This is a genomic window from Allohoeflea poritis, from assembly GCF_027889715.1.
Classification (GTDB): domain Bacteria; phylum Pseudomonadota; class Alphaproteobacteria; order Rhizobiales; family Rhizobiaceae; genus Hoeflea_A; species Hoeflea_A poritis.
In genome coordinates, this window is the sequence record NZ_JAPJZH010000028.1 from 1 (window position 1) to 23,982 (window position 23,982).

24 protein-coding genes are annotated in these 23,982 nt (G+C 53.1%); 5 read left to right on the forward strand and 19 right to left on the reverse strand.

Annotation, left to right across the window (positions count from 1 at the left end; translation table 11 throughout):
- Positions 1-35: 35 nt before the first annotated feature.
- The 7 genes from OOZ53_RS25225 to OOZ53_RS25255 form a co-directional block, all read right to left on the reverse strand.
- Positions 36-1,460 (reverse strand): amidase, encoded by a 1,425-nt coding sequence (locus tag OOZ53_RS25225; RefSeq protein WP_271092563.1) that lies wholly within the window; start codon positions 1,458-1,460, stop codon positions 36-38.
- Positions 1,461-1,491: 31 nt separating this feature from the next.
- Positions 1,492-2,670, reverse strand: a complete 1,179-nt coding sequence (locus tag OOZ53_RS25230) for a substrate-binding protein (protein WP_271092564.1) — start codon at positions 2,668-2,670, stop codon at positions 1,492-1,494.
- Between the two features lie 41 nt (positions 2,671-2,711).
- A complete protein-coding gene (gene urtE / locus OOZ53_RS25235) occupies positions 2,712-3,410 on the reverse strand; it encodes an urea ABC transporter ATP-binding subunit UrtE (RefSeq protein ID WP_271092565.1) in 699 nt (232 codons plus the stop codon).
- Complete coding sequence (locus OOZ53_RS25240) at positions 3,411-4,118, reverse strand: ATP-binding cassette domain-containing protein (RefSeq protein ID WP_271092566.1); 708 nt, start codon at positions 4,116-4,118, stop codon at positions 3,411-3,413.
- A complete protein-coding gene (locus OOZ53_RS25245; RefSeq protein ID WP_271092567.1) occupies positions 4,115-5,140 on the reverse strand; it encodes a branched-chain amino acid ABC transporter permease in 1,026 nt (341 codons plus the stop codon). The genes OOZ53_RS25240 and OOZ53_RS25245 overlap by 4 nt, the downstream gene beginning before the upstream one ends.
- Positions 5,137-5,985 carry a branched-chain amino acid ABC transporter permease gene (locus tag OOZ53_RS25250; protein ID WP_271092568.1) on the reverse strand — a complete coding sequence of 283 codons (849 nt, stop codon included), beginning with the start codon at positions 5,983-5,985 and terminating at the stop codon, positions 5,137-5,139. The genes OOZ53_RS25245 and OOZ53_RS25250 overlap by 4 nt, the downstream gene beginning before the upstream one ends.
- Before the next feature lie 309 nt (positions 5,986-6,294).
- On the reverse strand, positions 6,295-7,395 hold the full coding sequence (locus tag OOZ53_RS25255) for a class II histone deacetylase (RefSeq protein WP_271092569.1): 1,101 nt from the start codon (positions 7,393-7,395) through the stop codon (positions 6,295-6,297).
- A gap of 139 nt (positions 7,396-7,534) precedes the next feature.
- Between OOZ53_RS25255 and OOZ53_RS25260 the strand changes: the two genes are divergently transcribed.
- On the forward strand, positions 7,535-8,500 hold the full coding sequence (locus OOZ53_RS25260) for a LysR family transcriptional regulator (protein ID WP_271092570.1): 966 nt from the start codon (positions 7,535-7,537) through the stop codon (positions 8,498-8,500).
- A 180-nt stretch (positions 8,501-8,680) separates the two neighbouring features.
- Here the strand turns inward: OOZ53_RS25260 and OOZ53_RS25265 are convergent, their stop codons facing one another.
- Both OOZ53_RS25265 and OOZ53_RS25270 read right to left on the reverse strand, forming a co-directional pair.
- Positions 8,681-10,156 (reverse strand): NAD-dependent succinate-semialdehyde dehydrogenase, encoded by a 1,476-nt coding sequence (locus OOZ53_RS25265; protein WP_271092589.1) that lies wholly within the window; start codon positions 10,154-10,156, stop codon positions 8,681-8,683.
- Positions 10,156-11,445 (reverse strand): 4-aminobutyrate--2-oxoglutarate transaminase, encoded by a 1,290-nt coding sequence (locus tag OOZ53_RS25270; protein WP_271092571.1) that lies wholly within the window; start codon positions 11,443-11,445, stop codon positions 10,156-10,158. Before OOZ53_RS25270 ends, OOZ53_RS25265 begins: the two co-directional genes overlap by 1 nt.
- A gap of 249 nt (positions 11,446-11,694) precedes the next feature.
- Between OOZ53_RS25270 and OOZ53_RS25275 the strand changes: the two genes are divergently transcribed.
- Positions 11,695-12,486: a response regulator transcription factor gene (locus tag OOZ53_RS25275; RefSeq protein ID WP_271092572.1), complete on the forward strand. Its 792-nt coding sequence runs from the start codon at positions 11,695-11,697 to the stop codon at positions 12,484-12,486.
- A 71-nt stretch (positions 12,487-12,557) separates the two neighbouring features.
- On the opposite strand, the gene OOZ53_RS25280 is transcribed toward OOZ53_RS25275, so the two are convergent.
- From OOZ53_RS25280 to OOZ53_RS25320, 9 genes are read right to left on the reverse strand one after another with little or no spacing between them, the layout of a single operon-like run.
- Positions 12,558-13,715, reverse strand: coding sequence for an iron-containing alcohol dehydrogenase (locus OOZ53_RS25280; protein ID WP_271092573.1), 1,158 nt, complete (start codon positions 13,713-13,715; stop codon positions 12,558-12,560).
- Between the two features lie 15 nt (positions 13,716-13,730).
- Positions 13,731-14,375, reverse strand: coding sequence for an ANTAR domain-containing response regulator (locus OOZ53_RS25285; RefSeq protein WP_271092574.1), 645 nt, complete (start codon positions 14,373-14,375; stop codon positions 13,731-13,733).
- The gene (locus OOZ53_RS25290) at positions 14,356-15,522 is read right to left on the reverse strand and encodes a transporter substrate-binding domain-containing protein (protein WP_333780614.1); all 1,167 of its coding nucleotides are present in this window, start codon (positions 15,520-15,522) and stop codon (positions 14,356-14,358) included. Before OOZ53_RS25290 ends, OOZ53_RS25285 begins: the two co-directional genes overlap by 20 nt.
- Positions 15,507-17,021 carry an amidase gene (locus OOZ53_RS25295; RefSeq protein ID WP_271092575.1) on the reverse strand — a complete coding sequence of 505 codons (1,515 nt, stop codon included), beginning with the start codon at positions 17,019-17,021 and terminating at the stop codon, positions 15,507-15,509. The genes OOZ53_RS25290 and OOZ53_RS25295 overlap by 16 nt, the downstream gene beginning before the upstream one ends.
- The gene (locus OOZ53_RS25300; protein WP_271092576.1) at positions 17,021-17,728 is read right to left on the reverse strand and encodes an ABC transporter ATP-binding protein; all 708 of its coding nucleotides are present in this window, start codon (positions 17,726-17,728) and stop codon (positions 17,021-17,023) included. The genes OOZ53_RS25295 and OOZ53_RS25300 overlap by 1 nt, the downstream gene beginning before the upstream one ends.
- On the reverse strand, positions 17,721-18,452 hold the full coding sequence (locus tag OOZ53_RS25305) for an ATP-binding cassette domain-containing protein (protein WP_271092577.1): 732 nt from the start codon (positions 18,450-18,452) through the stop codon (positions 17,721-17,723). Before OOZ53_RS25305 ends, OOZ53_RS25300 begins: the two co-directional genes overlap by 8 nt.
- Positions 18,449-19,483 (reverse strand): ABC transporter permease subunit, encoded by a 1,035-nt coding sequence (locus OOZ53_RS25310; RefSeq protein WP_271092578.1) that lies wholly within the window; start codon positions 19,481-19,483, stop codon positions 18,449-18,451. The genes OOZ53_RS25305 and OOZ53_RS25310 overlap by 4 nt, the downstream gene beginning before the upstream one ends.
- The gene (locus OOZ53_RS25315) at positions 19,483-20,334 is read right to left on the reverse strand and encodes an ABC transporter permease subunit (protein WP_333780615.1); all 852 of its coding nucleotides are present in this window, start codon (positions 20,332-20,334) and stop codon (positions 19,483-19,485) included. Before OOZ53_RS25315 ends, OOZ53_RS25310 begins: the two co-directional genes overlap by 1 nt.
- Positions 20,335-20,362: 28 nt before the next feature.
- Positions 20,363-21,586 carry an urea ABC transporter substrate-binding protein gene (locus tag OOZ53_RS25320; RefSeq protein WP_271092580.1) on the reverse strand — a complete coding sequence of 408 codons (1,224 nt, stop codon included), beginning with the start codon at positions 21,584-21,586 and terminating at the stop codon, positions 20,363-20,365.
- Positions 21,587-22,260: 674 nt separating this feature from the next.
- On the opposite strand from OOZ53_RS25320, the gene OOZ53_RS25325 reads away from it, so the two are divergent.
- Together OOZ53_RS25325 and OOZ53_RS25330 are read left to right on the forward strand one after the other, a co-directional pair.
- Entirely contained in the window at positions 22,261-22,704 is a 444-nt protein-coding gene (locus tag OOZ53_RS25325; protein ID WP_271092581.1) for a hypothetical protein, read from the forward strand.
- Positions 22,705-22,726: 22 nt separating this feature from the next.
- The gene (locus OOZ53_RS25330) at positions 22,727-22,930 is read left to right on the forward strand and encodes a site-specific integrase (RefSeq protein WP_271092582.1); all 204 of its coding nucleotides are present in this window, start codon (positions 22,727-22,729) and stop codon (positions 22,928-22,930) included.
- A 30-nt stretch (positions 22,931-22,960) separates the two neighbouring features.
- Here the strand turns inward: OOZ53_RS25330 and tnpA are convergent, their stop codons facing one another.
- On the reverse strand, positions 22,961-23,365 hold the full coding sequence (gene tnpA / locus OOZ53_RS25335; protein WP_271092583.1) for an IS200/IS605 family transposase: 405 nt from the start codon (positions 23,363-23,365) through the stop codon (positions 22,961-22,963).
- Between tnpA and OOZ53_RS25340 the strand changes: the two genes are divergently transcribed.
- On the forward strand, positions 23,353-23,625 hold the full coding sequence (locus OOZ53_RS25340) for a tyrosine-type recombinase/integrase (protein WP_425499239.1): 273 nt from the start codon (positions 23,353-23,355) through the stop codon (positions 23,623-23,625). The two genes, tnpA and OOZ53_RS25340, sit on opposite strands and share 13 nt — an antisense overlap.
- Positions 23,626-23,982 lie beyond the last annotated feature (357 nt).

Below are 23,982 nucleotides of genomic sequence, written 5' to 3' on the forward strand. Positions count from 1 at the left end.
ACCGGCGAGCGCGCCCGATGGAGCCCGCCCGCCATTCAGTTGCGCCATCGCACAACTTGGGAGGAAGCAAGTGTCGAGGGCTCGGGAGTATCGTCTGCGTCTCCTAGCAGCTGCATCATTCTTTCATCCTCATGCCAAATTGAATTCTCATCAATCTGTCTGGCGAACTTGAGAAGCCGGGTTTCATCGTGCTTTCGACCCACTATCTGGAGACTCGGAGGAATACCTTTGCAATTTGAGGAAAGAGGCATTGCCAGGGCCGGATGCCCGGTGTGGTCAAAAAGCGAGGTCGCCCGTACCATACCCATGGTGAAATCCAGATCACGTTCTGCAATCCTTATTTTCAACGCATCCTTGTCGATTTCCCTGACAAGGAGGGTCGGTCCCAATATGAAATCGAATTCGCCCAGCAGTTCGTTTACACACGCGGTATACACAGCCCGTTTGGCGACAGCCGCTTCGTAGTCCTCAGCGGTGGTTTTTTCTGCAAACTCAAACCAGTCTTGCGCTATTTGCGGGTATTCGAAACGATGCTTACCGTGTGTCGCCATATGATAGTTCAGCGCCTCGACGATGAAGATCGTTCCGTGGACTTCCGCAATCTCATCCAGCTCCGGAAGCCGGATTTCGCGTACTGCAATTCCTCCGCGCTCGATGGATGCAAATAGCTCATACATGGCATTTTGGACGTCCGGTTCCGCTTCTGACAGCCACGCAGGATCAAATCCAATCTGAGCGATCGAACGGGTATCCGGTAAATTCCTGCTGCGAAGTGCATGCCACATCAGCTCAACGTCGATCACGTTCCTCGCCATCGGACCCACATGATCAAGTGACGGCACAAGCGGGAAAACACCTGTTACAGGCAAGGAGCCGTAAGTTGGCTTGAGGCCAACAGTTCCACAGCAGGCGGAAGGTATTCTGATGGAGCCTCCGGTGTCGGTCCCGATCGCGCCCATGCACATCCCGGATAGAAGTGCAGCGGCGGAACCGCCGCTTGAGCCTCCGACTGTAAGGCGCTTGTCGAGCGGGTGGACAACATCCGGAGTACGGGTACTGAATGCGCCCGGGTCACTGACGGAAATGCCCAGGATAATTGCATCAGCGTCTCTAAGCATTCCTGTTATGGCAGCATCTTCTTTCGGCCTGTGTTCCCGCCGAAAAGAAAGACCCGCCGAACAGGTCGCGCCTTTGGTATCGCAATTTTCTTTCACCACAACTGGCAAGCCCGCGAGCGGGCCGACTGGTTTGCTTTTCTCAATTCTTGCATCCAGCTCCTCGGCTTTTTTGAGCGCCTGATCCTCCAAAGTCTCACTGACAGCCGAAAATTCCGGGTTCGAGTGTTTGATCCCTGTAAGGAAATGTCCGATCAGCTCGGTTGCCGACACTTCTCGTCTTCGGATGGCAGCAACCGCTGCCACCCCATTTGTTTTGGCGTCGTCTTGTGGTTCAGTTTTCAAACCGGACTCGCTTTCAGGACGTCGGCCTCCGCTACAAGGAGCATCCAGGAACGACTGGGTCAACTTGCCCGAAGTCCTTGATCACGTCCCAGTCGCCATTGTTGGCGCGAGCCAGGATACTGTTGGACCGGGCGACATTGTTTGAGGCGAAGCTGACCTTGCCCTGTGGCGCATCGAATTCGACCTGACCAAGGGCGTCGATAACAGCCTCCGTTTCAGTTGAACCGGCTTTTTCAACCGCGGCCTTGTAGAGATAGACTGCGTTATAGGTTGCCTCGCCGATGGCATTGATGGGCTTCGGACCAAACATGTCTCTATAGGCTGCCTTGAACTTTGCGTTCTCTTCGGATTCGATGCCCATGAAGTATGACTGGTCGGAAATGGCTCCATTGGTGAGTTCAGGTTCCGCCTGACTGAAAACATCATCCAGACCCTGGCTGAACAACTGTTTTCCCAAACCAAAACTGTTGAATTGCTTCAGGAACGTGATGAGGTCATTGCCTGCGCACATGCACCAGACGAAATCCGGGTTGGCGGATTTGACACGGTCGAGTGCGGGGCCGAAGTCACTGGTACCGAACGGGAAGAATTCCGCGTCAAGAACCTTCCCGCCTTTGGCTTCCATGGCCGCCTTGATGGCGTCCGCGCTCTTGCGCGGCCAAACGTAGTCCGAACCGATGATGTATGTAGATTTACCTTCATTGGCGGTAAGCCATTCAACCGAAGGATCGATCTGCTGGTTCGGAATCTGACCGGTGGAAAAGAAATATCGCTCGCACACGTCGCCTTCATAGTAGGTCGTGTACATAAGCAGCTTCTTGGCCGGAGTTGTCACGCTGCGGGCTGCAACATGGGTCAAACTCGCGATGAGGCCGATGGTGGCATCTACCTGGTCCTGATTGATTAGCTTACGGGCCTTATCAATGGCGCCCTTGGTGGTTGTTTGATCGTCTTCAACGATGAATTCGATCTGGCGACCGGCGATGCCGGAGGCAGCATTGATTTGACTGACGGCCAGTTTGAAGCAATTCAACTGAGTTTCGCCGAGAATGGTCTCAAGACCAGTCAGGCCGGAGAGAAACCCGAGTTTTATCGGTCCGCTCTGCGCACGCACGATTGCCGGCATGCCGAGGGTTGCCACACCGGCAAGGGCCGCACCCTTGCCAAGAGTGGCAAGCGTTTGCCGCCTGGTTACGTTACTCTTTGACATCTTCTAATCTCCCTGTCGGTTGGTTGATTTTCCTGGATCGCTCAAACGGAGAGGTATTCCTTGAGCATTTCCTCATTGTTGAGTTCACTGGTCAGTCCGCGGTGAACGAGTTCACCCTTGACCATGATCTCGAAGCGATCAGCCGCGAGGCCAATTAGCTCGAGGTTCTGCTCAACAATGAGAACTGAGATATCGCGGCGCTCGACAAGCTCCCGCACGAAGCTGCCGATTTCCTGGACAATGTTTGGCTGAATGCCTTCAGAAGGTTCGTCCAAAAGCAGGAGTTTCGGATCACCGCAGAGCGCGCGCGATATCGCTAACTGTTGTTTCTGTCCGCCGGATAGAGTGCCGGCGAGTTGGCCACTTCGTTCCAAAAGGATCGGGAACTTTTCATAGATATATTCGGGAATTTCATCGCTGCCATCAGGGCGGGACCGAAGGCCCATGCGAAGATTTTCTTTAACGGACAACTTGTCGAATATGCCCCGGCCTTGGGGAACGTATCCGATGCCAGCTTTGGCAATGTCATGTGTTGGCAGTTTCGTTATGTTCTGGCCCTTAAGCTCTGTTGTGCCGGACTGCGTAGCGACGATCCCCATCACGGTCTTTAGTAACGTTGTCTTTCCGACGCCGTTTCGGCCAAGGATGGCGACAACCTCCTTGCTGCCAAGATCCAGGTTGACCCCATTGAGGATCTTCGCCGATCCGTATCCGGAGGTGAGGTGTTGGACAGTCAGCATTTACCTCCTCCCCAGATAGACATCGCGAACAAGATCGTTGTTTTCGATGTCCTCAAAGGAGCCGGACGCGATGACTTTACCGTGGTGCAAAACCATGGTGTGGGCTTTTAGATCGCGAACAAATGCCATGTCGTGCTCGATTACGACGACTGTGACCTTGCCTCTAAGAGTTCTCAGAAATTCCGACGTCGCCCTTGTTTCATCGACAGATAATCCGGCGGTTGGCTCATCGAGCAGCAGAACCTTTGGCTGCATCGAAAGCGCCATACCGATTTCCAGCCACTGCTTCTTGCCATGCGGCAATTCGGACGCGGTTGTGTCTCGGTCGACCGACAGATTGACGGTCGAAAGGATCTCATCAAGTTCATTCGCTGAAAGTGCATTGGATGCCGAAACGTGAAAATTCTCGACGACAGAGAGGCTTGGAAAAACACTTGGCACCTGAAACTTACGTGCGATCCCAAGCCTGGCGATCTTGTCACCAGACATTCCACCAATGCTTTCGTCGCCAAAGTGAATTGACCCCGATGAAACCGCCAGGGTTCCGCAGATCATATTGAGCAACGTGCTTTTGCCGGCGCCGTTCGGGCCAATGATGCAGTTGAGTTCTTCGGGTCCAAAGTCTTCGCTGACATCGGTGACAGCTTTGAACGTACCGAATGACCGGGAGACATTGCGAAGAGACAGGAGAGGAATCGTGACTGTCATCGGTCATCCTCCTTGTCCCGCCGTAGCTTCTTGACTTTGTCAAGGACGAATGCAGCCGGACCTTTGGGAAAAACCAGCACAAGCAGAATGAAGAACGTGCCAATTACGATCGGCCAGGCAGACGCATTGATCGAGCTAATTTTCTGTTGAAGCCACCACACGATGGCCGTGCCGATAACGGCACCAACCAGTGTTCCGCTTCCACCGACTGCAACCCAAATGATTACTTCGGTCGAAAGCAAGAGTGCGATCATGTCAGGTGCAACGAAACCATTGCCGGCCGCATAAAGACCACCTGCAAGGGCAGCCATGGCGGCTGAGGCGGCAAAGGTCATGAGCAACAAGAGTGGTGTCTTGTAGCCCAGCGTCTGGACCTTGATCTCGTCATCCTGGATGGCAGTCAGGATCAGACCAAGCCTGCCGCTCATTACCCACATTGAGCTCAGCAGACATGCTCCGAGTACAATGAGTGCAAGATAGTATGATGAGATCGGGTCGGCGAATGACCAACCAAGAATTGAAAACGGCGGCACGCCGATCAGTCCGGAGTCCCCACCGGTAACACTTGGCCAACCAACCGCGACGTGGTTCGCGATAAGGGTAAGAGCCAGCGTCACAATGGTGAAGTACGCACCCCGAACACCACCATACAAGATGAAGTAGCCAACGATAAGAGCAACGAGAGCGGCCATGCCAACGCCGGCGAGCAATCCGACCAGACTTACAATTGCGGGATCGATGGAGAAATGGATCGACATAATGGCCATGCCATAGGCACCAAGGCCGAAAAATGTCGCGTGGCCGAAGCTCAAAATCCCCGTCTTCCCCCAAAACAAATCAAGGCTGAGGGCGAAGAGGGCGAACAACAGAACGTCTCTGTAGCTCGTAAGCGTGTATCCTTGGACGAAGGCCGGGAGAATGAGCAGCGCCAAAATTATGCCGATAGCAATTATCGACGCAGGACCCAGCTTTTGCTTTCGTGTGATCTGTCCCGGTGTTGTGTTCAGTATCGTGGTCGTCATGCCGGCAAGATTCCCTGAGGGCGAAAACGCAAGATGACGATGGCGAGTGCCAATACGAGCGCTTGGGCAACAGTGGTTGGAATTTCGTACGAGAGGGCCGTTTCGAGACTACCGATCAGGCCGCTGCCGGCAGCAACACCAGAGATGCTACCGGCACCACCAACCAGAACGACGAAGAACGAGCGTGCCAAGTAGTTTATGCCCATATAAGCGGTGACGGCCGTCAGCGGAGCCAGAAGAACGCCCGCCAACGCTGCCAATGCGGCGCCGCTGGCAAACGCCCTGGCATTGATCTTGTCCGGATTGACCCCCATCACCGATGCCATTTCAGAGCTTTGGATGGATGCTCTGAGATCGAGACCGAATTTGGTCTTCTTGAAAACGAGGATGGTTGCCGCAAAAGTTGCGAGCGCGAATGCGATCAAAAACAGCCTGTAGGCCGGGTAAGCCACACCAAGGATGTCTATCGATCCCGGAAATGGACCTGTGATCGACTGTGGTGACGCACCAAAAATGAGCTGAATCACCTGCTGAAGGATGAGACTGAGACCCCAGGTCACCAATATGGCGTGCAGCGGATTTTCGTAGATCCGGGCGATGAGCGCTTTCTCCAGCGCCAGCCCGATGATGTACCCCACGATCGGCGCAGCGATCAGCGCGAGCCAGAAGTTCCCACCGAGGCCTTGAACGACGACAAGCGTGAAAGCTCCGATTGTTATGAATTCTCCATGGGCGAGATTGATCACGTTCATCAAGCCAAAGATGATGGCCATGCCCATGGAGACCATCAGCAAGATACTGATGAGTGTGAGTGCATTCAGGGAAAAAGGAATGAGTGCTTCCACTAGCAGCTCCACGCAAATGAAGGTACGAATTCGACGCGTTTGTCGAAAAGGGAATTCGGTACGCAAAACTCGATTACGTCCGCTCTGCCGCTACTTGCCTGATGATGTGCCTGAACCTGCACGCAATTCGTCCTTTCAGCTTCTCAAGTTCTATAATCACCACAAAATCCGATCGCTATAAAATATATAGTTTAGGCAATAATAAACACTCAGTAGGTTTTTGATCGCACTTTCGCCTAATTGTGAGCAGCGTCTGCGGAACTTTCGATCATGGAAAGTCTCAGTGGCGTGTTTGAGAGCCGCAGGGAACTATTGGATTGCGAAGAACTCGCAGAGTTCGGAAATACGCCCCGAGTGGAACTTCTCAGCAGCGTAATCGGGCTGAGAACCTGTCAGCCTCTGCGCCAGTGGATCTTCAATCTTCAAAGATGATTGCGACATTTCTTCAAGCATGGCATGGCCGCAAAACGGAACATAGAGCTCGGAGTATCCGCCCTCATGCACGGCTACGAGTTTGCCATTTGTGAGTTCCATCAGCCTTCGTGTCATCATCCTGAACGTTTCAGACGTACACATCATTCTTGAAAGTGGATCCACTGCGGACGCATCAAACCCATTGGCAATGATGACAAGGTCGGGATTGTAGTCTTTCAGCTTGGGAAGAATGAGCCGCTCCATGACCTCAAGGTAGGTATTATGACCAGCACCAGGAACAAGGGGGATGTTCATGTTGAATCCGTCACCCTTGTCTTTACCGGTGTTACTGGCTGACCCAGTGTCTTGAGGATAGCAGCGATCTTGATGGACCGAGATCGTCAGTACATCGTTTCGATCATAAAAAATGGCTTCAGTCCCATTGCCGTGGTGAACATCCCAATCCACAACTGCCACTTTCCCGACAAGTCCTTTTTTTATAGCCGCTTCTATCGCTATTGCGATGTTTGCCAAAAGACAGAATCCGTTTGGCCAATCTGGCAGACAATGGTGACCAGGAGGCCGGGAGAGCGCATAGGCGTTGTCGTAGACGCTCGTTAGAACGCCTTCTACGGCCCGGATGGACAATCCAGCTGAGAGCGTGGCGATTTCGAAGGCGCCTGGTCCAAACGGAGTTCTGAGGCCGAGTTCGCCGCCTCTATTGTCGGAAAGCGTCTTGAACTCGTCGAGATAGGCCTTTGGATGAACCTGCAGAAGATCATCCATTGTGGCAGGTTGGGCGGATTCTAGGATCAGGTCTTCGTCAATTCCGGAGACATCTATCAGGTTCTTAAGTCGCCGCTTTGTCTCAGGCGCCTCGGGCAGGCCGCCGGAGACGAATGGTTGCACAAACCCACCGACAGGGGCGAGCATCGCGTAATTGCTCCCTGCATGCCAAAACGTTTTTTCATCCCAAATGAAGCCGGTCTTGTGCATCTATCTCTCTTTCCGAACACGTGCCAATCTTGATTGCCCGCGAAAAATGGAGGCATCAGAGATCAAGACAGAACACAGAATGTACCATCCATAAAATATATTGTTTACAATAGTTCAAACATTTAATAGTGAAACTAAAATGAAACTCACAATCCGCCAGATCGAATATGTCTACGAGTCAGGTCAGCTGAAAAGCATCACAGCGGCAAGCAAAAAGCTAAATATTTCACAGTCTTCGGTGGTTGCAGCAATTAATCTGGCCGAAGAAATTACCGGTGCCACGCTGTTTTACAGGCGCAAAGGCCATGGCATGGAGGTCACTCCAGCCGGTCAGGACTTTCTTGTTTCGGCACGCCGGGTTCTTGCCAGCAATGAAGAATTTGAGCGCTCAATGCGCGCATTTTCAAATCCCTCCTCACCGACTTTGAGGCTCGGCTGTTTTTCGCCATTTGGTTCCATTCTCATCCCGCCGGTGTTGAAGCGCTATATCAAGGAGAACGGGAAGTGCAGCATCAATCTTCTTGAAGGCGATCAGGCGGAGTTGAGAAACTGGCTCATTGCCGGAGATGTCGACCTGGTCGTCACCTATGACATAGGTGAAATGTACGGAGTTGGCGTTACACCGATCTGTAAATGCCCGGCACATGCCTTGCTGAATCGGGATGATCCCGATGCAAAGAAAAACTCAATTGCAATGAAGCAGTTATCACGCAAGCCACACATATTGCTGGATTTGCCTGAGACACGATCTTATCTGCTGGCGCTGCTTGACTATACCGGACAGCGACCGGACATCGTGCTTAGAACACGATCGTACAACACGATACGGACCGCGGTAGCAGATGGGCTCGGATCTTCGATGCTCAATATTCGGCCAGCTGCCAGTGGGCGGGATTCAGAAAGCCTCGTTCGCGTTCCAATATCTGATAAACTCAGAGATCCAACACTTGTTGTGGCGGATCCATACGGCGAGCATAAGCCTGCATATGTGCGCTCATTCATTAAAGTTCTACATCGCTATTTTGTCGATCTAGGCCCCCAAAACTTCGCAGTTGTGCTACCAGATGATGCCCAGGGCCTTCTCTTTCCCGAACCGGATGTTTGATGTTGTTGGCTTGGAACAAGGTATGGCGACCGTTGCGCAGAAAGTGTTGCTGCCGCCACGACTGGCTGAAAAGAAAAGGTCGGTGGAGAGAGGAAACGGCTGCCACTCTGTCCACCGACCGATGTGCCTTGGGTGCTCGGGAGGAAGGCTGACTCCGGGCTGAGGGTAACTCGATAGCGCTTAGGTTACACCCCCAATACAGACATATTTCATTTCGAGATAATCATCACATCCATACTTGGACCCTTCGCGCCCCTGACCCGACTGTTTGACGCCGCCAAAAGGTGCGGCTTCGGTTGAGATCAGTCCCGTGTTAACGCCGACCATTCCGTATTCCAGCGCTTCGGCAACCTTCCAGACTTTGGAGAGATCTGTGGCGTAGAAATAGGAGGCCAACCCAAAGATCGTATCATTGGCCTGCTCAAGAACATCTTCAACGGTCTCGAACTTGAAGAGCGGTGCAACCGGACCAAAGGTTTCGTCCGACGCAATCAGCATGTCTCGCGTCACATCAGTCAGAACCGTTGGCTGAAAGAATGTCCCGCCCAACTCATGTACCTTTCCGCCAGTCACAATGGACGCACCTTTTCCGGTGGCGTCAGTGATATGTTCTTCAACTTTGGCAACCGCATCCTGGCTAATCAGGGGTCCCGTCGTGACGCCTTCATCAAAGCCGTCACCGACCTTCATCGCTTCGACCGCGGCAACCAACTTCTTTGTAAAGGCACCATAGACGCCGGACTGAACATAGATGCGGTTTGCGCAAACGCAGGTCTGACCATTGTTGCGATACTTGGAGATCATTGCGCCTTCGACGGCCGCATCAAGATCAGCGTCATCAAATACGATGAAGGGCGCATTGCCACCAAGCTCCATCGAGGTCTTCATGATCTGATCCGCAGACTGCTTCATGAGAATTCGGCCGACCTCGGTGGAGCCGGTGAATGTCAATTTGCGGACTTTGTCATTCTCACAGAACTCTTTCCCGATCGCTGAAGACCGCTTGGAGGTCACGACCGACAGCAATCCTCTTGGAACACCAGCCTGTTCTGCGAGTCGCGCCAAAGCCAATGCCGAAAGCGGTGTTTCGCCGGCTGGCTTGGCAATGAATGCACATCCGACGGCAAGGGCAGGTCCAACCTTGCGAGCGATCATGGCATTCGGAAAGTTCCAGGGCGTAATCGATGCAACGACACCAACCGGCTGTTTCATCACCATGATACGCTTGTCCGGTTGATGGCCGGGGATGAGATCGCCATAGACCCGCTTGGCCTCCTCGGCGAACCATTCAATAAAGCTTGCGCCGTAGAGGATTTCACCCTTGGCTTCTGCAAGTGGCTTACCCATCTCGGCACACAGGATGGCACCCAGATCATCAGCATTGGCAACCGTGAGATCAAACCATTTGCGCAAGACCGCCGCGCGCTCTTTGCCGGTTTTGGCCGCCCACTGTTTTTGAGCTTCATAAGCCGAGTCGATTGCGGCACGGGTCTCTTCAACTCCCACATCCGGAAGGGACGTGATTACATCCCCTGTAGATGGATTGAGGACCTCAAAGCGATCCCCGGAGGATGAATTGTCGATCCATTCACCGGCAACGAAGGCCTGGCTGATGAGAAGTGAACCATTAGAGAGTCTGTCACATAAATCCATCATCAATCCCCCAGTTCCGCTCGTGCATCCGCGACTGATGCTTCGAGAATGTCGAGCGCTTCATTGAACACTTCGTCCTGAATGGTAATGGGCGCGAGGAAGCGAATGACATTGCCATAGACGCCGCAGGTCAAAAGGATCAGCCCTTTCCTGAGCGCATGTGCTTTAACGGAATTGGCAAAGTCAGGATGCGGTGTCGCAGTGTCCGGCAGATTAAACTCAACTGCGTTCATGAAACCAGGACCGCGGATGTCTGCGATTTCTGGTGTGGTTTCCTGTATGCCTGCAAGCCGCTGCTTGAGCCGCGCGCCAAGCTGTTCGGCACGGTTACATAGATCCTCTTGCTCGATGACATCCAAGACGGCATGGGCAGCGGCAATCCCAATTGGACTTCCGCCGTATGTACCGCCCAGGCCACCCGGGGCTGCTCCGTCCATTATGTCCGCCCGTCCGGTGACGGCAGCGATGGGGAACCCACCCCCCAGGCCTTTCGCCATACAGGTTAAATCCGGAACCACATCGTGGTGTTCCATGCAAAAGACTTTGCCTGTTCGGGCGAACCCCGTTTGAACTTCATCTGCGATCAAGAGAATGCCGTGTTCATCGCAGACTTTCCGCAAATGGATCATCAGTTCTTTGGGCGCTTCATAGAAACCACCTTCACCTTGCACGGGCTCAAGCGCAATAGCGGCCACGCGTTCGGAATCGACATCGGCCTTGAACAACTTGTCGAGCGCTGCGATTGAATCGGCAACCGTCACACCATGCAGATCGACGGGGAACGGGACATGAAAGACATCTCCAGGCATCGCGCCAAATCCCTTCTTGTAGGGAACAACCTTGCCGGTCAGCGCCATGCCCATGAAGGTGCGGCCGTGAAAGCCGCCTGAGAATGCAATCACTGCCGATCTGCCGGTTGCCGCTCGCGCAATCTTCACGGCGTTCTCGGCCGCTTCGGCACCAGTGGTTACGAAGATGGTCTTCTTCTCGAAGTCACCCGGAACGAGCGCATTGAGCCGTTCGGCGAGCTTCACGTAGTTCTCGTATGGCACGACCTGATGACAGGTATGGGTGAAGCGATCGAGCTGGCCTTTCACGGCCCCTATCACTTTGGGATGGCGATGCCCTGTGTTAACAACCGCGATGCCTGCTGCAAAATCGATGTACCGGTTGCCCTCCACATCCCAGATTTCGGCATTCTCGGCGCGCTCGGCGTAGACCTGCGTCATCATCCCAATGCCGCGGGCGATGTTGTTGTTTTTTCGTTCTTGAACAGCGGTATTGGTTGCCATAATCGTCTCCCACTCCAGCAGTCCAAGTCAGGACCAACTGGCGCAAATCAAATCCCTGATGGCTATCTTTATCGTGGAACCTGGAGGCAAAAAATGTCCCTAAAGGGACAAGGTCATGCTAACGCACCAAAGCTCGGGAAAGAGACGGCAAAAGAAGTATAAGGTTGGAAACACATTTCAAGCAGATGGTTCTTTCTTCCATTTGCCTGCATATTTGAATGAAAAATCGGTGGATCAAATAACATTTCGATGGCCAGAGATATAGACAGAATACAACGCTGGAATGAAGGTCTTGCTAAGGCCATCGCAAATATCGGTACAACGTCGTTTGCTGAACAGCTTCTCTCGGCTCTGCACCAAATTGTCGATTTTGATGTTTGTATGATCTTTGCTTATGGCGCAGATTCAGGATCCGTTTCACTTCATCACAATATGCAAGGTGCGCAGGCCAAGCTGCTGGTTGACGACTATCTGCTCGGACCGCATCTGCTTGATCCCTTCTTCGCTGCAGCAACATCCGGCACAACGTCGGGGTTCAGTTCAATGCGAGATCTTGCACCCGACCAATTTTATAGAAGCGAGTTTTACCGCCATCACTATGTGCGCACCGGCATCGCGGATGAGATAGGAGTTTTCTTTCCCGTTGACCATGATCGTGTTGCTGTATTGAGCGTCACTCAGCAGAAACCAAAGCGGCTCTTTTCGGATTCAGAGATGCAGCTTTTTGCAAGTACTGCACCGATTATCGAAATGCTTGGAACTCAACATTGGGATCACGCTGCCTCGACTTCGCGGGAGTCACTGTCGATCTCAATTGATCGCGTATTCAGAAACTTTGGGGAGGATGTGCTCACTGCACGAGAGCGGGAGATTATCGCGCTCATTTTGAAAGGGCATTCATCGCTATCGATTGGCAAGGTGCTTGAGATAAGCGAAGGCACGGTGAAGAATCACAGGAAGCACGCCTACGGCAAGTTGCGGATTTCATCACAGGCTGAACTGTTTTCTCTCTTTCTGCGGAAGCTGGAAAGCTGCTTGTGATCGCTCTTGCGATCCTGACGCCTCCAAGCTCCCTCTTCTAACTGAACGATCTTTTTACTCCTGGAACTTGGTCAATAGGCGTCTTTGTAAATTGCGAGCGCGTCCTCGCGGGTGACCTCGCGGGGGTTGTTGACCAGCAGACGGGTTTGTTTCATGGCGTCATCAGCAAGCATTGGCAGGCTGTCCGCCGGTATTCCCATCACGCTGAGACTCTGTTGTAGGCCGCATTGAGCGGATAACTCCTTGAGCTTGTCGATAAAAACCGAAGCGCGCCGCTGTTCGTCAATTTCGGATAGTTCAGGAAACGCATGTGGAGCAAGCTCTGCATAGGACTGCGGGGCAGCGGCCGCGTTGAATCGTAAAACGTGGGGAAGAACGAGCGCGTTTGAAAGCCCGTGTGGTATGTGAAAGTGCCCCCCGAGGGGATAGGCGAGCGCATGTACGGCTGCTACCGGAGAATTTGCAAATGCCTGCCCGGCCAACATCGAACCCAGGAGCATGTCCGATCTGGCCTGAGCATTCTTTCCATCTTGGACGGCTATCAAAAGAGACGCGCCCATCAAGTTCATTGCTTTTTCGGCGAGCGTTCGTGAAATGGGATTGTTATTCGCGCTGGCCGATGCATAAGCCTCAATGGCATGCACCATCGCGTCGATCCCTGTGGCGGCGGTGATATGCGGTGGAAGTCCGATCGTCAGCTCAGGGTCGAGAACAGCGACATCTGGAAGAATGACGGGAGAGACCACTCCCATCTTTTCATGGGTGCCTGTGGTCACGATGGAGATTGGCGTAACTTCTGATCCTGTCCCCGCAGTCGTTGGAACGAGAATGAGTGGCAATCTTGGTCCCCTAGCGTTGCCGACGCCGTAGATGTCGGAAAGCCTCTCGTTGCCAACAGCCAAGAGTGCGGCAAGTTTGGCTACGTCTAATGAGGACCCGCCACCAAGACCGAGAATGCCGCCCGCGTTCTCGGCCTTGGCAAGGCCCGCCGCTGCCAGAATGTTGTGTTCTGGCGGATCTGCTTCAACGTCTTGAAACACAACGAAGTCAATATTGCTTCGTTTAATCGACGAGATGGCACGATCGACAATCCCCGTTTTCATCATTCCCGGATCCGTCACAATCAGTAACTTATCCCTGGTAAGCGGTTCGATTATCTCTCCAAGAAAGTCGAGTAAGCCATTTCCAAATCGTATGCTTCTGCACGTATCGAAGTAAAACTCAGACATCGTGATCTCCTCAAATTAGGTGGCTAACTTTTTTAGCGCGGAGATCAACCCAGGAGGTGCGCCCTCGGCAATAACTCTTTCAGCGCTGCTTTCCAGCGAAGATCTTGTATCCATGGCCATCTTTTGAAGAGATTTATGCGCATCAACATCTGAGAGACCTTGTTGCTCAGCAATCACGATCTTGGCCACTGCGACTTTGGACAATGCAAAGTGACGGTTTTCGGCGTCTTTGACACGTTCCACACTTTCCCATCGACGCCGCCAGACGTCACGCGCGATCATGAGATTGGTGAGCAGGCCGAACGGTTTGACCGGTCTTTCGATGACTGATACGGCCCGTAATTCCAGAACCAACTGTAGCGTCGAAGGGTCCTCGTATTCAGCAAGTGCGATGATTGGCGGTCCAAGATCTTCTATCTGCTCAATGAGTCCTTGAACGGCTTCTCTATGCTCGGGATCTACGGTTGTGATGATGACGTCAACATCCGTCGGCAATTTCTCAGGGATCGGCCATCCAGAAATCGCAAGACAACCGATACGCCCGAGATGAGCCGCCAGCATTTGCGTCTCAGAACTTGGAGGCAACATCAAACAGACGTTGGTCCCACTGAGATCACTTAGCCTTGGTTTGCCTGCTTTCCTATGCGTTTTGCGCGACATTTTTCTCGAACGTATGTTGAATCATGTAGGGCTCTGGACGGACCGCACCTTGCTCCTCTTCGATGATGATAAAGTTTTTGTTTGCATCGACCCGAGCGATACGAGGCCACAGATAGGTATGGTGGGTTGCGGTATCGATCCGCACCTGACCTTGCGGCGCGTCATATCTCGCGGTTCCAAACGCTTCCAGGATTGTTGGCAGCTGCAGTTCGCCCGCTAAGCGAGCTGCCTTTGCAAAGAGGTGAACTTGGAAATAGGCCGCTTCAGCCCCCGCCGTGATCGGCGATCCATCCCCGAAGCGCGACAGATAACGTTGAACAAATGCCTTGCTAACGGGCGATTGCAGAGACTGGAAATAGGGTGCCGCGCTGATGTGTCCCTCGGCCGCCTCGGAACTCATCTGACTTAGGTCGGCCTCGTTCGTAGCAAGGCTGACAATCGGAATGCCGGTGTTCCGCAGCGGTGACCTTGCAAATGCTTCGTAAAGTTTGATCGTGTCTGCGCCGACCACCGTGGAATAGATTGCATCAGGTGCCAGCATGATCGCACGGCGAATAACAGATTCGATCTGATCATCTGGCGAGTTCAATGGCAGATACGTTTCATCGACAACTGATGCGCCCGCCTCTTCAAAAAGATCGCGCATGATCCGGTTCGATTCATGAGCAAAAACGTAGTTGTTGCCGACAAACAGAATTCTATTTCCATGGTTCTTAAGCACGTAGCGTGCGAGCTGGACCGAATTCTGATTGGGAGCGGCGCCGGTGTAGATGCAGTTTGAAGAGTATTCAAACCCCTCGTAGAGCGTCGGGTAGAAGAGAAGCGCATCTCGTTTTTCAATTGTGGGCAGGGCGGCTTTGCGTTGATTGGACATGTGAGTGCCGAACAGGATTCGCACATCATGCTCGTTGCACAACTGTCTTGCGACACTCTGATAGTCGGTTGGATCAGGACCTATGTCTGCGGTGACGGGAGCGAGCGGTGTTCCATTGACACCCCCTTGCGAATTGATTTCGTCAATAGCCAGTAGCGTTGCTTGATGCTGGGTTGTTTCGACAGCGGATGTCAAACTGTTAAAAGAGAAGAGCAACCCAACCGGAAGACCTTTGTTTGTAAGTTTGAGCTCTGTCATCACGTCTTCTTCCAATTATACTCGCCTTCAAAGGCAGCAGCCGCCCGATAAAGGGTTGCTTCACTGAAATCCTTCCCGATCATCATCATTCCGACCGGGAGATCGTTCCGCATTGCACATGGGATGCTCAGCGCCGGCAGGCCCGTCACATTGAAAGGTGCGGTATTGGCATTCATCTCAAGTGCCCGGGTGACAAATGTTGTTGCATCTGTGTCGTGGGGCGGCAGTTCCGGCGCTTGGAGCGGAACTGTTGGCATGAGCAGCAAATCGTACTCGTTCAAGACCCTTTCATACGCGCTCTTCAGCTTACGAACGAGGTTTTGAGCCTTTGCATAATACTGTCCGCTGTACTGGTTGGTAAAGTAGTGAGCAGCAAGTAGCACAGATTTCAAGTCCGGCGGGAACAATGAAGATTTCGACTTCCAGTCTCGTTGGGCGCGCATCAGGCTCGTGACGTAAAGCCCTTTCCAATTGGAGCCGTGGTTCAATCCTTCAAGCTGATGAACCGTTCCTTCTACGGCAACCGGAGACCAAATGGCGTGTCCATGCCGATGCATCGGCATGCTGACTTCGCTGACTTCAGCACCAAGTTTCCTCAATAGATCAGCAGCGCTCTTGACCGCCTCATCAACATCTCTTTCTGAATTCTTCCAGCCAAACCCTTCGGTGATGACCGCAATTTTGAGCCCTTCGCACCCCTTATCCAGATCGGACGTGTAGTCAAAATTATCAGGCAGCCGAACCTGGCGAGGATCCAAACCATCATAGCCAGCCAGAACCTCCAAGAAGAGCGCGTTATTCTTGACAGTGCCGGACATGAGACCGACATGGTCGAGCGTCATCTCAATGGGTATTAGGCCGGTGTAAGGAACCAGCCCGTGAGTCGCCTTCATTCCGCAGAACCCGGCATAGGCTGCAGGGATGCGAACAGATCCCCCCTGATCGGTTCCGACGGCAAGGTCCACCTCACCGCTGGCCACGAGGGCGGAACATCCTGACGATGAACCGCCCGCGGAGTGCCTTTCGTTGTACGGGTTTCTTACGGGCCCTTGTGCACTGGTATGGCTACTCCCGGAAACACAGAAATATTCGCATTGCGCTTTACCGAGAATTGTCGCGCCTTCATCAAGCATGCGAGGAACAATCGTCGCATCGATGTCGGGGACGTAGCCCTCCAATGTCGATGATCCATTCATCATCGGCATCCCGGCTACACAGATATTGTCTTTGAGCGCAACCGTCAGGCCGTGCAACTTGCCTCCCGGTTTGCCTTTGATTTCTGACTTGACGTACCAGGCATTGAAAGGATTTTCGTCTGGATCAGGATGAATGCCAGGCGTGCGCGGGTAGCGAACTTCTGGTTCCACTGCACCCATTTCATCGACGATATCATAGTCGAGACAGACGCCTTCAAGCATGGCTTGATATTCGACGATCTGGTCGTCGTTCAACTGGAGGCCATAGGCATTATTTGCCAGATCAAGATCAGAAAATTCGGGTCGACGCACACTCATCAGTTATCCTCGATGCCGATGAATTTTTTGGCTTCTTCTTCCGAGCCCGCTTCCTTGGGATCAATCACGTGGACAAACACTCCTTTATCAATGGCCATTACGCGGTCGCATAGTGCCCAAAGAAACTCGATATCCTGTTCAACCAATATGATTGAGATACGGGATTTTTCCTTCAGCAATCGCAGAACATCAACGATCTCGTCACAGATGGAAGGCTGAATGCCTTCGGTTGGTTCATCGAGGAGAATGACGTTTGGTTTGCCACAAAGGCATCGTGCCAGTGCGAGCAACTGTTGCTCACCACCCGAAAGGCTTCCACCTTTTCGCTCAAGCAGTTCTTTCAAGCGCGGGAGAAGCTCCAAGACTTCATCAACGGTCGTTTCAAAGTTGCGGAAGTCCTTGATGCAGCCCATCTTCAAGTTCTCAGCGACGGTCAGGTTAGAGAAAATATGCTTGCCTTGCGGGACGTAGCCCAGCCCAGCTTTTGCACGCTCCTGGGTCGTGCTTTTGGTAAGAGCCGAGCCACCATACTCGATGGTGCCGGACCATGGCGGCAGTTCTCCCATGAGAGCCCTGAGAAACGTGGTCTTACCCATTCCGTTGCGGCCGAGCACGCCGACGCATTCGTTCGCTGCGAGATTGAGATCTATGCCACGCAGCACCGGAATCATGGCGTATCCAGACGTTAAGCTATGGACATCAAGCAACTGCAGCCTCCTTTCGACCCAGGTAGGCTTCGCGCACCTGCGGATTTGATGCGATCTCTTTGAATGTGCCGTCGGCAATGACTTCACCGCGATCGAAGACAGTCACACGCTCGCCAATCAACTTGATGAAATCCATGTCGTGTTCAACAACGACGACAGAACTTTTGGCCGTGATCTCTTTGATGATCTCAATGGTCTTGAGGCTTTCATCATGGGTCATGCCCGCGGCCGGTTCGTCGAGGAGCGCAACGTCTGGTTTGGAAGCCAGAATTTGGCCAAGTTCGACCCATTGGCGCTGTCCGTGGGCTAATTCTTGGCAAATCGTGTGACGCTGATCTTGCAGAGAAATTCGTTCAAGTGTTTCGTCAACGATCGATACGGCTTCCAACCCTGAGAACGTTTGATTTGCTGCAAGTTCAAGGTTTTCGAATACCGATAAGCCTTCGAACAGGCTTGGAACCTGTGTTTTGACGCCGATTCCGAGCCGTGCAATTTGATACGGCTGCAAATTGCCGAGTGGCTTGCCTTTGTAGATGATCTCGCCTCGAGTCGGCGTGTGCTGGCCGCTCAGAAGACGGAAGAAGGTGGTTTTCCCAGCCCCGTTGGGGCCAATCAGGCAGCGCAACTCACCTCCACGAAGTACAAAGTCGACGTCACGAACAGCATGAAGTCCGCCAAAGCTGATGCCGAGACCTTTGGTCTGAAGGATGATGTTATCACTCATGTCTGGCCCTCCTCAGCAGGCGATCCCAGCGCCACGTCCTCTTTGGGTTTTCCATTGAGTCGAGAACGGACGACGTTCGGAATTTTTGCGAGCAAAGGAGCGAGCCCCGATGGGACGAGCAGAACAAAGATGGTCAGAACAATGCCAAGGACAAAGCCGACATTGACGACCTGCTGCATTCCGAGTTGCGTTGTCATCCACTGGATGGCGATGCAGCTCAAGATAGGGCCGATCAATGTGCCTCTACCACCAACGATCACCCAGATGATGATCTGCGCCGACTGTACCAAACCAAAGATTGTGGGTCCGACAAACGAGCCCCAATTGGCAAACATGCAACCTGCCAAACCGGCTATTGCTCCTCCAATTGAGAAGGTGATGAGCTTGCTTTGAGCGACATTGTAGCCAAGCAATTCAGCACGGCGTTCGTTTTCCCGAATGGCAACCGTGACCTTGCCGTATCGGGTCGACAGATAATATCTGATGAATAGGTAGGACAGGATCAACAGGCCGACTGACAGGTAGAACATACCGTTGATGTCTATGAAGTTGCCGTTGGGCCAACTCAGTGTCGGGACGGCTGTGATGCCGTTATATCCGCCGATTGGAGCGGACCCGATTTTGTACTGCGGACCTGATGTCGAGTTTATGAGATTGAACAAGATCAATGTCACCGCGAGAGTGATCACGCCAACGTAGATATCGCTGATCCGTCCGTAGAACATGAAGTAGCCAAGCAGAGCCGCGAAAGTTGCGGGAACCAGCATGGAAAGCGTGACAGCTTCCCAGCCTGGACCAAAATTCACGGCAGCGATTGCATAGGCATAGGCCCCCAAGCCAAAAAAGGCTGAGTGACCAAGAACCATGATGCCGCCCATGCCCCACACGAATGCAAGGCTCAAGGAAAGGATAGCCATGATGATGTAGACGGTGAAGTTCAGAACCGTGAAGGCTTCGACGAAATACGGGATCGCAAAAGCCAAGACAATTACACCGACTAAGCTGGATATATTGAGTACCGGATTCTTCATCAGATCGTTCCTTTGAAGAACCGGCCGGTGATGCCTTGGGGCAGCAGACGGATCAAAATGACCGCACAGACCAGAAGCGCGACTTCGCCGATGATCGGGGTGTACCAGTATGTGAACAGCTGGTTGATCGTTCCGAACAAGCTTGTAGCGGCAAGATTCCCGGCAATCACTGTAGCACCGCCGCTTATGACGGTGATGAAGGCCTTGGCGATGTATGTTATTCCAATCGTGGGTATAACGCCGATTATAGGAGCAAGTGCTCCGCCACCAAGACCAGCCAAGGCGGCGCCTAATCCAAATGTAACCGCATAGATCCTCCTAGGGTTTCCGCCCAGATTGGCGACCATATTGGCGTCCTGGGTCGTCGCGCGGGCGGTCAAGCCGAATGTTGTGAACTTAAAGAGACAAGCGAGGGCAATGATGACGAAAGTCGCGAGAGCGATAAGGAAAAAGACGTGCCCGCTGGTAGAGAATTTACCGATAGCAACGCTCGGTAAGGGTGTTGATATGCCGGTGGTTGTATTGCCGACCAGCATCGTCATAAGGCCGACGATTGCGAGTGATAGCCCCCATGTCGCCAACATCGTGTCGATCATTCGACCGTACAAGTGCCGCACGACCAGCCATTCCAGGACAAGCCCGACTAAGCCGACAATAAGAGGGGAAAGCACAAGGATGCAGAACCAGATGTTCAATCCCGCATGTGTGGTTCCAAAGATAGTGACATAGCCTCCGAGCATGATGAATTCACCATGAGCCATGTTGATGACCTTCATCATCCCGAAGACCACCGCCAGCCCGATGCTGATAAGCACCAGGATGGCAATGGATCCCAGGATTTCGATCGCCAAGATTGATGCGAAATCCATATTCAGCAACTCACAGCTCGATAACGTACTGCTGGTTGTCGTCCGGATTATTGATCAAATCACAGACCGCTGATGTGTCGGCAGGAGGTTGCTGCTCGAACTTCTCAATCAGATTGAGCTGCTTATCGCGCGCCTCTGAGACATGGACATCCACAATGGTGTGATGCGTAGCAGGGTCGACGGTTACCCTGCCACTTGGTGCATCAACGGAAATACCGGTTTCAAGCGCCTCGATCACCGCCATCCGATCAACCGTGCCGGCTTTCTCGACGGCAGCTGCCCACAGGAGGAATGCCTGGTAGGCGCCCATGCCGAGCTCCGTGATATACGGGTAGTCTTCACCGAACATCTTGTGGAAGTCCGCGACGAGCTTCTTGTTCCGCTCACCTGGCAGTTCCTGAAGATAGTTCTGGCAAATCCAGTGACCGTTATACTCTTCTGCAGGCAGGGCGATGTGCTCGTTACCGCCTGCAAACGTTGTCGAAGACAGCTGGATCTTGCCGAGCATCCCGGCAGCCTTCCACTGGCGGTAGAACGACATATGGGCGCCACCAACCAGTGCTGAATACACAAAGTCAGGATTGGCCGCCTGAATTTTGGAGATGGACGAGCCGAAGTCGGCAACGTCGAGTGGGAAGAACTCGGTGTTGAGCACTTCGCCGCCATTGTCGAGCGTGAACTTCTTCACCCAATCGGCGGTAATTTGTCCGTAGTTGTAGTCAGCCGCGACGATGTAGGCCTTCTTGCCGGTCTTCGCCATGGTGTGATTGACCAGCTTCTGGACCGTCTGCGCAGGCGTAACACCAGTACAGAAGATGTTGCGGTCACAGACCCCACCCTCATATTGCGTCGTGTAGAAATAGAGCGTTTTTGCCTGTCTCAGGATCGGTCTGACGACTTCCCGTGATGAAGACGTGATCCCGGCAAAGACAGCGGCCGGTTTGTCGGCGAGAGCCGTTCGCTTGGCGAACTGAGCATAAAGCTGGTTGTTGGACTGTGGGTCATATTCCTTCAGAACGATTTCTTTGCCGAGCAGGCCGCCTTTGGCATTTTGCTCTGCGACAGCAAAACGAACGAGGTCGGCGACCGGTTTGCCGTAGACATCTAGTCCGCCGGATTGGTCGTAGATAGATGACACAACAATCGAGTCGCTTTGAGCGTATGCCCGTGGAACTTGTGTCATTGCGGCAGCTGCCGCAGCTGTACCCAGTAGTTGTCGGCGATTCAGAGCCATGATTTACCTCCCTAAAGATGGTTGAGTGTTGTTTCTTCCAGACAGCAAAAACGCCGCGAGCTTCGCCGCGGGCGATCATCATCGATGCTTGCGATGTCATGGATAAGAAGGCGGCAATTTAAGCCGCTAACACCGACCCAGTTGTCGGTTTAAGTAAATCGCCGTTGTTGATGGAGCGGCACTTTTGACGCAATCCATCCAGCGAGAGCGCATGCGCTCAAGTTCGCTTCGTAGCGCGAAATACACCCGCTGTAAAGCACCGGAAGGGTAGCCCGGTCTGATTAGACGTTGAGAAAAATAGTCCCAGAGAGCAACTCTAAGGAGCGTAACACATTGATAAAATGAGATAGTAACTTGTTGCCGTGGGACATAATCTCTGTTGACTAGGGGCTGCGTGTGACACTGGAGAACGATCCTTCGGGTAACCGCAACGGCGAGAACTCTGGTTTCACGGCATACATAAAAGTGCAGCATAAAGGACGTTATGTTGCACTAAATCAATGTCGGTGACACCAGGCCTGTATGGCCAACGAAGTGACCATCCGATCCATAACAGCCGCACCTGGCACATCGACCGGCCTTTTCGTCCCGCGCATGATTGGTGACGCCGGCGACGACGCGGTAAGTGATTTCTGGAATTCTTTGCAGTTACGATTCGTAACAAGAACACGCGCGTGGCCTATATCAAAGCCTGTCGGTCTTTCTTCTATTGGGTGGACAAGAATGAGAGCGGCCAGCTCATAGACATCAAGCCCATACACACTGGCGCATACATAGAGGTGTTGACCGGCGATTTTGAGTCGCCATCGGACAAACAGCATCTGTCGGCATTGCGTATGCTGTTCGATTGGTTGGTTACCGGTCACATCTCGCATGCAAATCCGGCTCACGCAGTCCACGAGCCGTCCCATTCGCAGCGTGTGGGCAAGGCACCGGTTCTCATGTCGGATCAGGCGCGCGCGTTGATGGACTCCATCGAGCTGAAGAATGAGGTCGCGTATCGCGATCGCGCTCTGATTGGGCTGATGGTCTTTTCCCTCGCCCGGATCTCAGCTGCCCTCTCCTATCGGGTTGAAGGCTATGCGCCCAGGTTAACGTTGGTGGATATCGCTATGTGAAAAAGGCGCTAAGCGCCACGAAATGCAGGTTCATCACACTTTGGAGGAGTATATTGACGCCTACATCGACCACACCGAAATCCGCGAAGAACCTAAGTCCTGGCTGTTCCGGACCGATAACCATCTGGACCGCACAAGCGCGTGGAAGATGGTCCGCCGCCGGGCTAAACCACTTGTGTGGTTGCCGCCGCTGATGCAAGAGATTTCTGATCCTCAGGTGATGTGATCGAATGCGGTCTTGTGTCAGGCCTCTCATCTACCGGCTTGCGCCGGTAGGTTTTCTGTCGTGGTTTTCCAGGTACTGAAGGACGACCCCTTCGGTGAAGGCGCCGTTGGTGGCAGAAAAGTATCCCCGACCCCAGAAGTGCCTGCCCCAATAGCGCTTCTTCAGCGCCGGGAACTCCCGCTGCACCTTGTGCGATGAGCGCCCCCTCATCTTGCGCATCAAGTCACTGACCGACAGCTTGGGTGGAATCGACACCAGCATGTGCACATGATCGCTGGACAACACCCCGCTGATGATCCTCACCCCGTTTTCCGCACAAACCTGCCGGATGATTTCCCGCACCCGCAGCCGAACGTCGCCCCTCAGCACCTTGAAGCGGTATTTGGTGATCCACACCAGATGATAGCGATGATGGTGAAGCAATCGATCGGCCACTTACTGACCTTAAGAAGCCATGGGCCGTCATTCGCCGTCATGCGGGCCTCGAAGACGTCCGTTTGCATGATCTACGTCACAGCTTTGCGTCGGTTGGTGCCAGCGCCGGAATGGGATTGCCCATTGTAGGGACCCTTCTCGGGCACAAACAAGCAGCAACAACAAAACGCTATGCTCACCTTGATGCCAGCCCTTTGCGAGCCGCATCAGATAAGATTGCCACCCACATTGCCTCTGCTTTGAACAATAAACAACGATGATGATGCTCGGTAGCATCATCTGGTAGCGAGTCTCAGGATTGGCTATTGCATTCTCGGCCTCATCCGTTTTGCACTTGGTTTTCGACAAACGCGTGAGTCGACACGGCTGCGCACTCTATCCCCAGCATCGCATCACAGCGACAATTGATCAGCGGCGTTATATCTCGGCCATTAGCTTCGCGGGCAATGCAGGGCAGACGTCGTCTTGGTAGGGTGTCTGACTTCAGCGGCAAAGGTCGCCACCCCCGATATAGATTTGGCGGTTGGGTGAATAAGGTGGGGGTGCGGCCTTTTGGATGAGGTGATCGAGTTGGTCAATGCCCGTTATTGAAGGGGCACGGATCTGCGTAACAAAAC

Coding starts and splice junctions, on each gene's coding strand:
- OOZ53_RS25230 (WP_271092564.1), bottom strand. CDS start 2,670: ATGTCAAAGAGTAACGTAACCAGGCGGCAAACGCTTGCCACTCTTGGC.
- urtE (WP_271092565.1), bottom strand. CDS start 3,410: ATGCTGACTGTCCAACACCTCACCTCCGGATACGGATCGGCGAAGATC.
- OOZ53_RS25240 (WP_271092566.1), bottom strand. CDS start 4,118: ATGACAGTCACGATTCCTCTCCTGTCTCTTCGCAATGTCTCCCGGTCA.
- OOZ53_RS25245 (WP_271092567.1), bottom strand. CDS start 5,140: ATGACGACCACGATACTGAACACAACACCGGGACAGATCACACGAAAG.
- OOZ53_RS25255 (WP_271092569.1), bottom strand. CDS start 7,395: ATGCACAAGACCGGCTTCATTTGGGATGAAAAAACGTTTTGGCATGCA.
- OOZ53_RS25260 (WP_271092570.1), top strand. CDS start 7,535: ATGAAACTCACAATCCGCCAGATCGAATATGTCTACGAGTCAGGTCAG.
- OOZ53_RS25265 (WP_271092589.1), bottom strand. CDS start 10,156: ATGATGGATTTATGTGACAGACTCTCTAATGGTTCACTTCTCATCAGC.
- OOZ53_RS25270 (WP_271092571.1), bottom strand. CDS start 11,445: ATGGCAACCAATACCGCTGTTCAAGAACGAAAAAACAACAACATCGCC.
- OOZ53_RS25275 (WP_271092572.1), top strand. CDS start 11,695: ATGGCCAGAGATATAGACAGAATACAACGCTGGAATGAAGGTCTTGCT.
- OOZ53_RS25280 (WP_271092573.1), bottom strand. CDS start 13,715: ATGTCTGAGTTTTACTTCGATACGTGCAGAAGCATACGATTTGGAAAT.
- OOZ53_RS25285 (WP_271092574.1), bottom strand. CDS start 14,375: ATGTCGCGCAAAACGCATAGGAAAGCAGGCAAACCAAGGCTAAGTGAT.
- OOZ53_RS25295 (WP_271092575.1), bottom strand. CDS start 17,021: ATGAGTGTGCGTCGACCCGAATTTTCTGATCTTGATCTGGCAAATAAT.
- OOZ53_RS25305 (WP_271092577.1), bottom strand. CDS start 18,452: ATGAGTGATAACATCATCCTTCAGACCAAAGGTCTCGGCATCAGCTTT.
- OOZ53_RS25310 (WP_271092578.1), bottom strand. CDS start 19,483: ATGAAGAATCCGGTACTCAATATATCCAGCTTAGTCGGTGTAATTGTC.
- OOZ53_RS25320 (WP_271092580.1), bottom strand. CDS start 21,586: ATGGCTCTGAATCGCCGACAACTACTGGGTACAGCTGCGGCAGCTGCC.
- OOZ53_RS25330 (WP_271092582.1), top strand. CDS start 22,727: ATGCAGGTTCATCACACTTTGGAGGAGTATATTGACGCCTACATCGAC.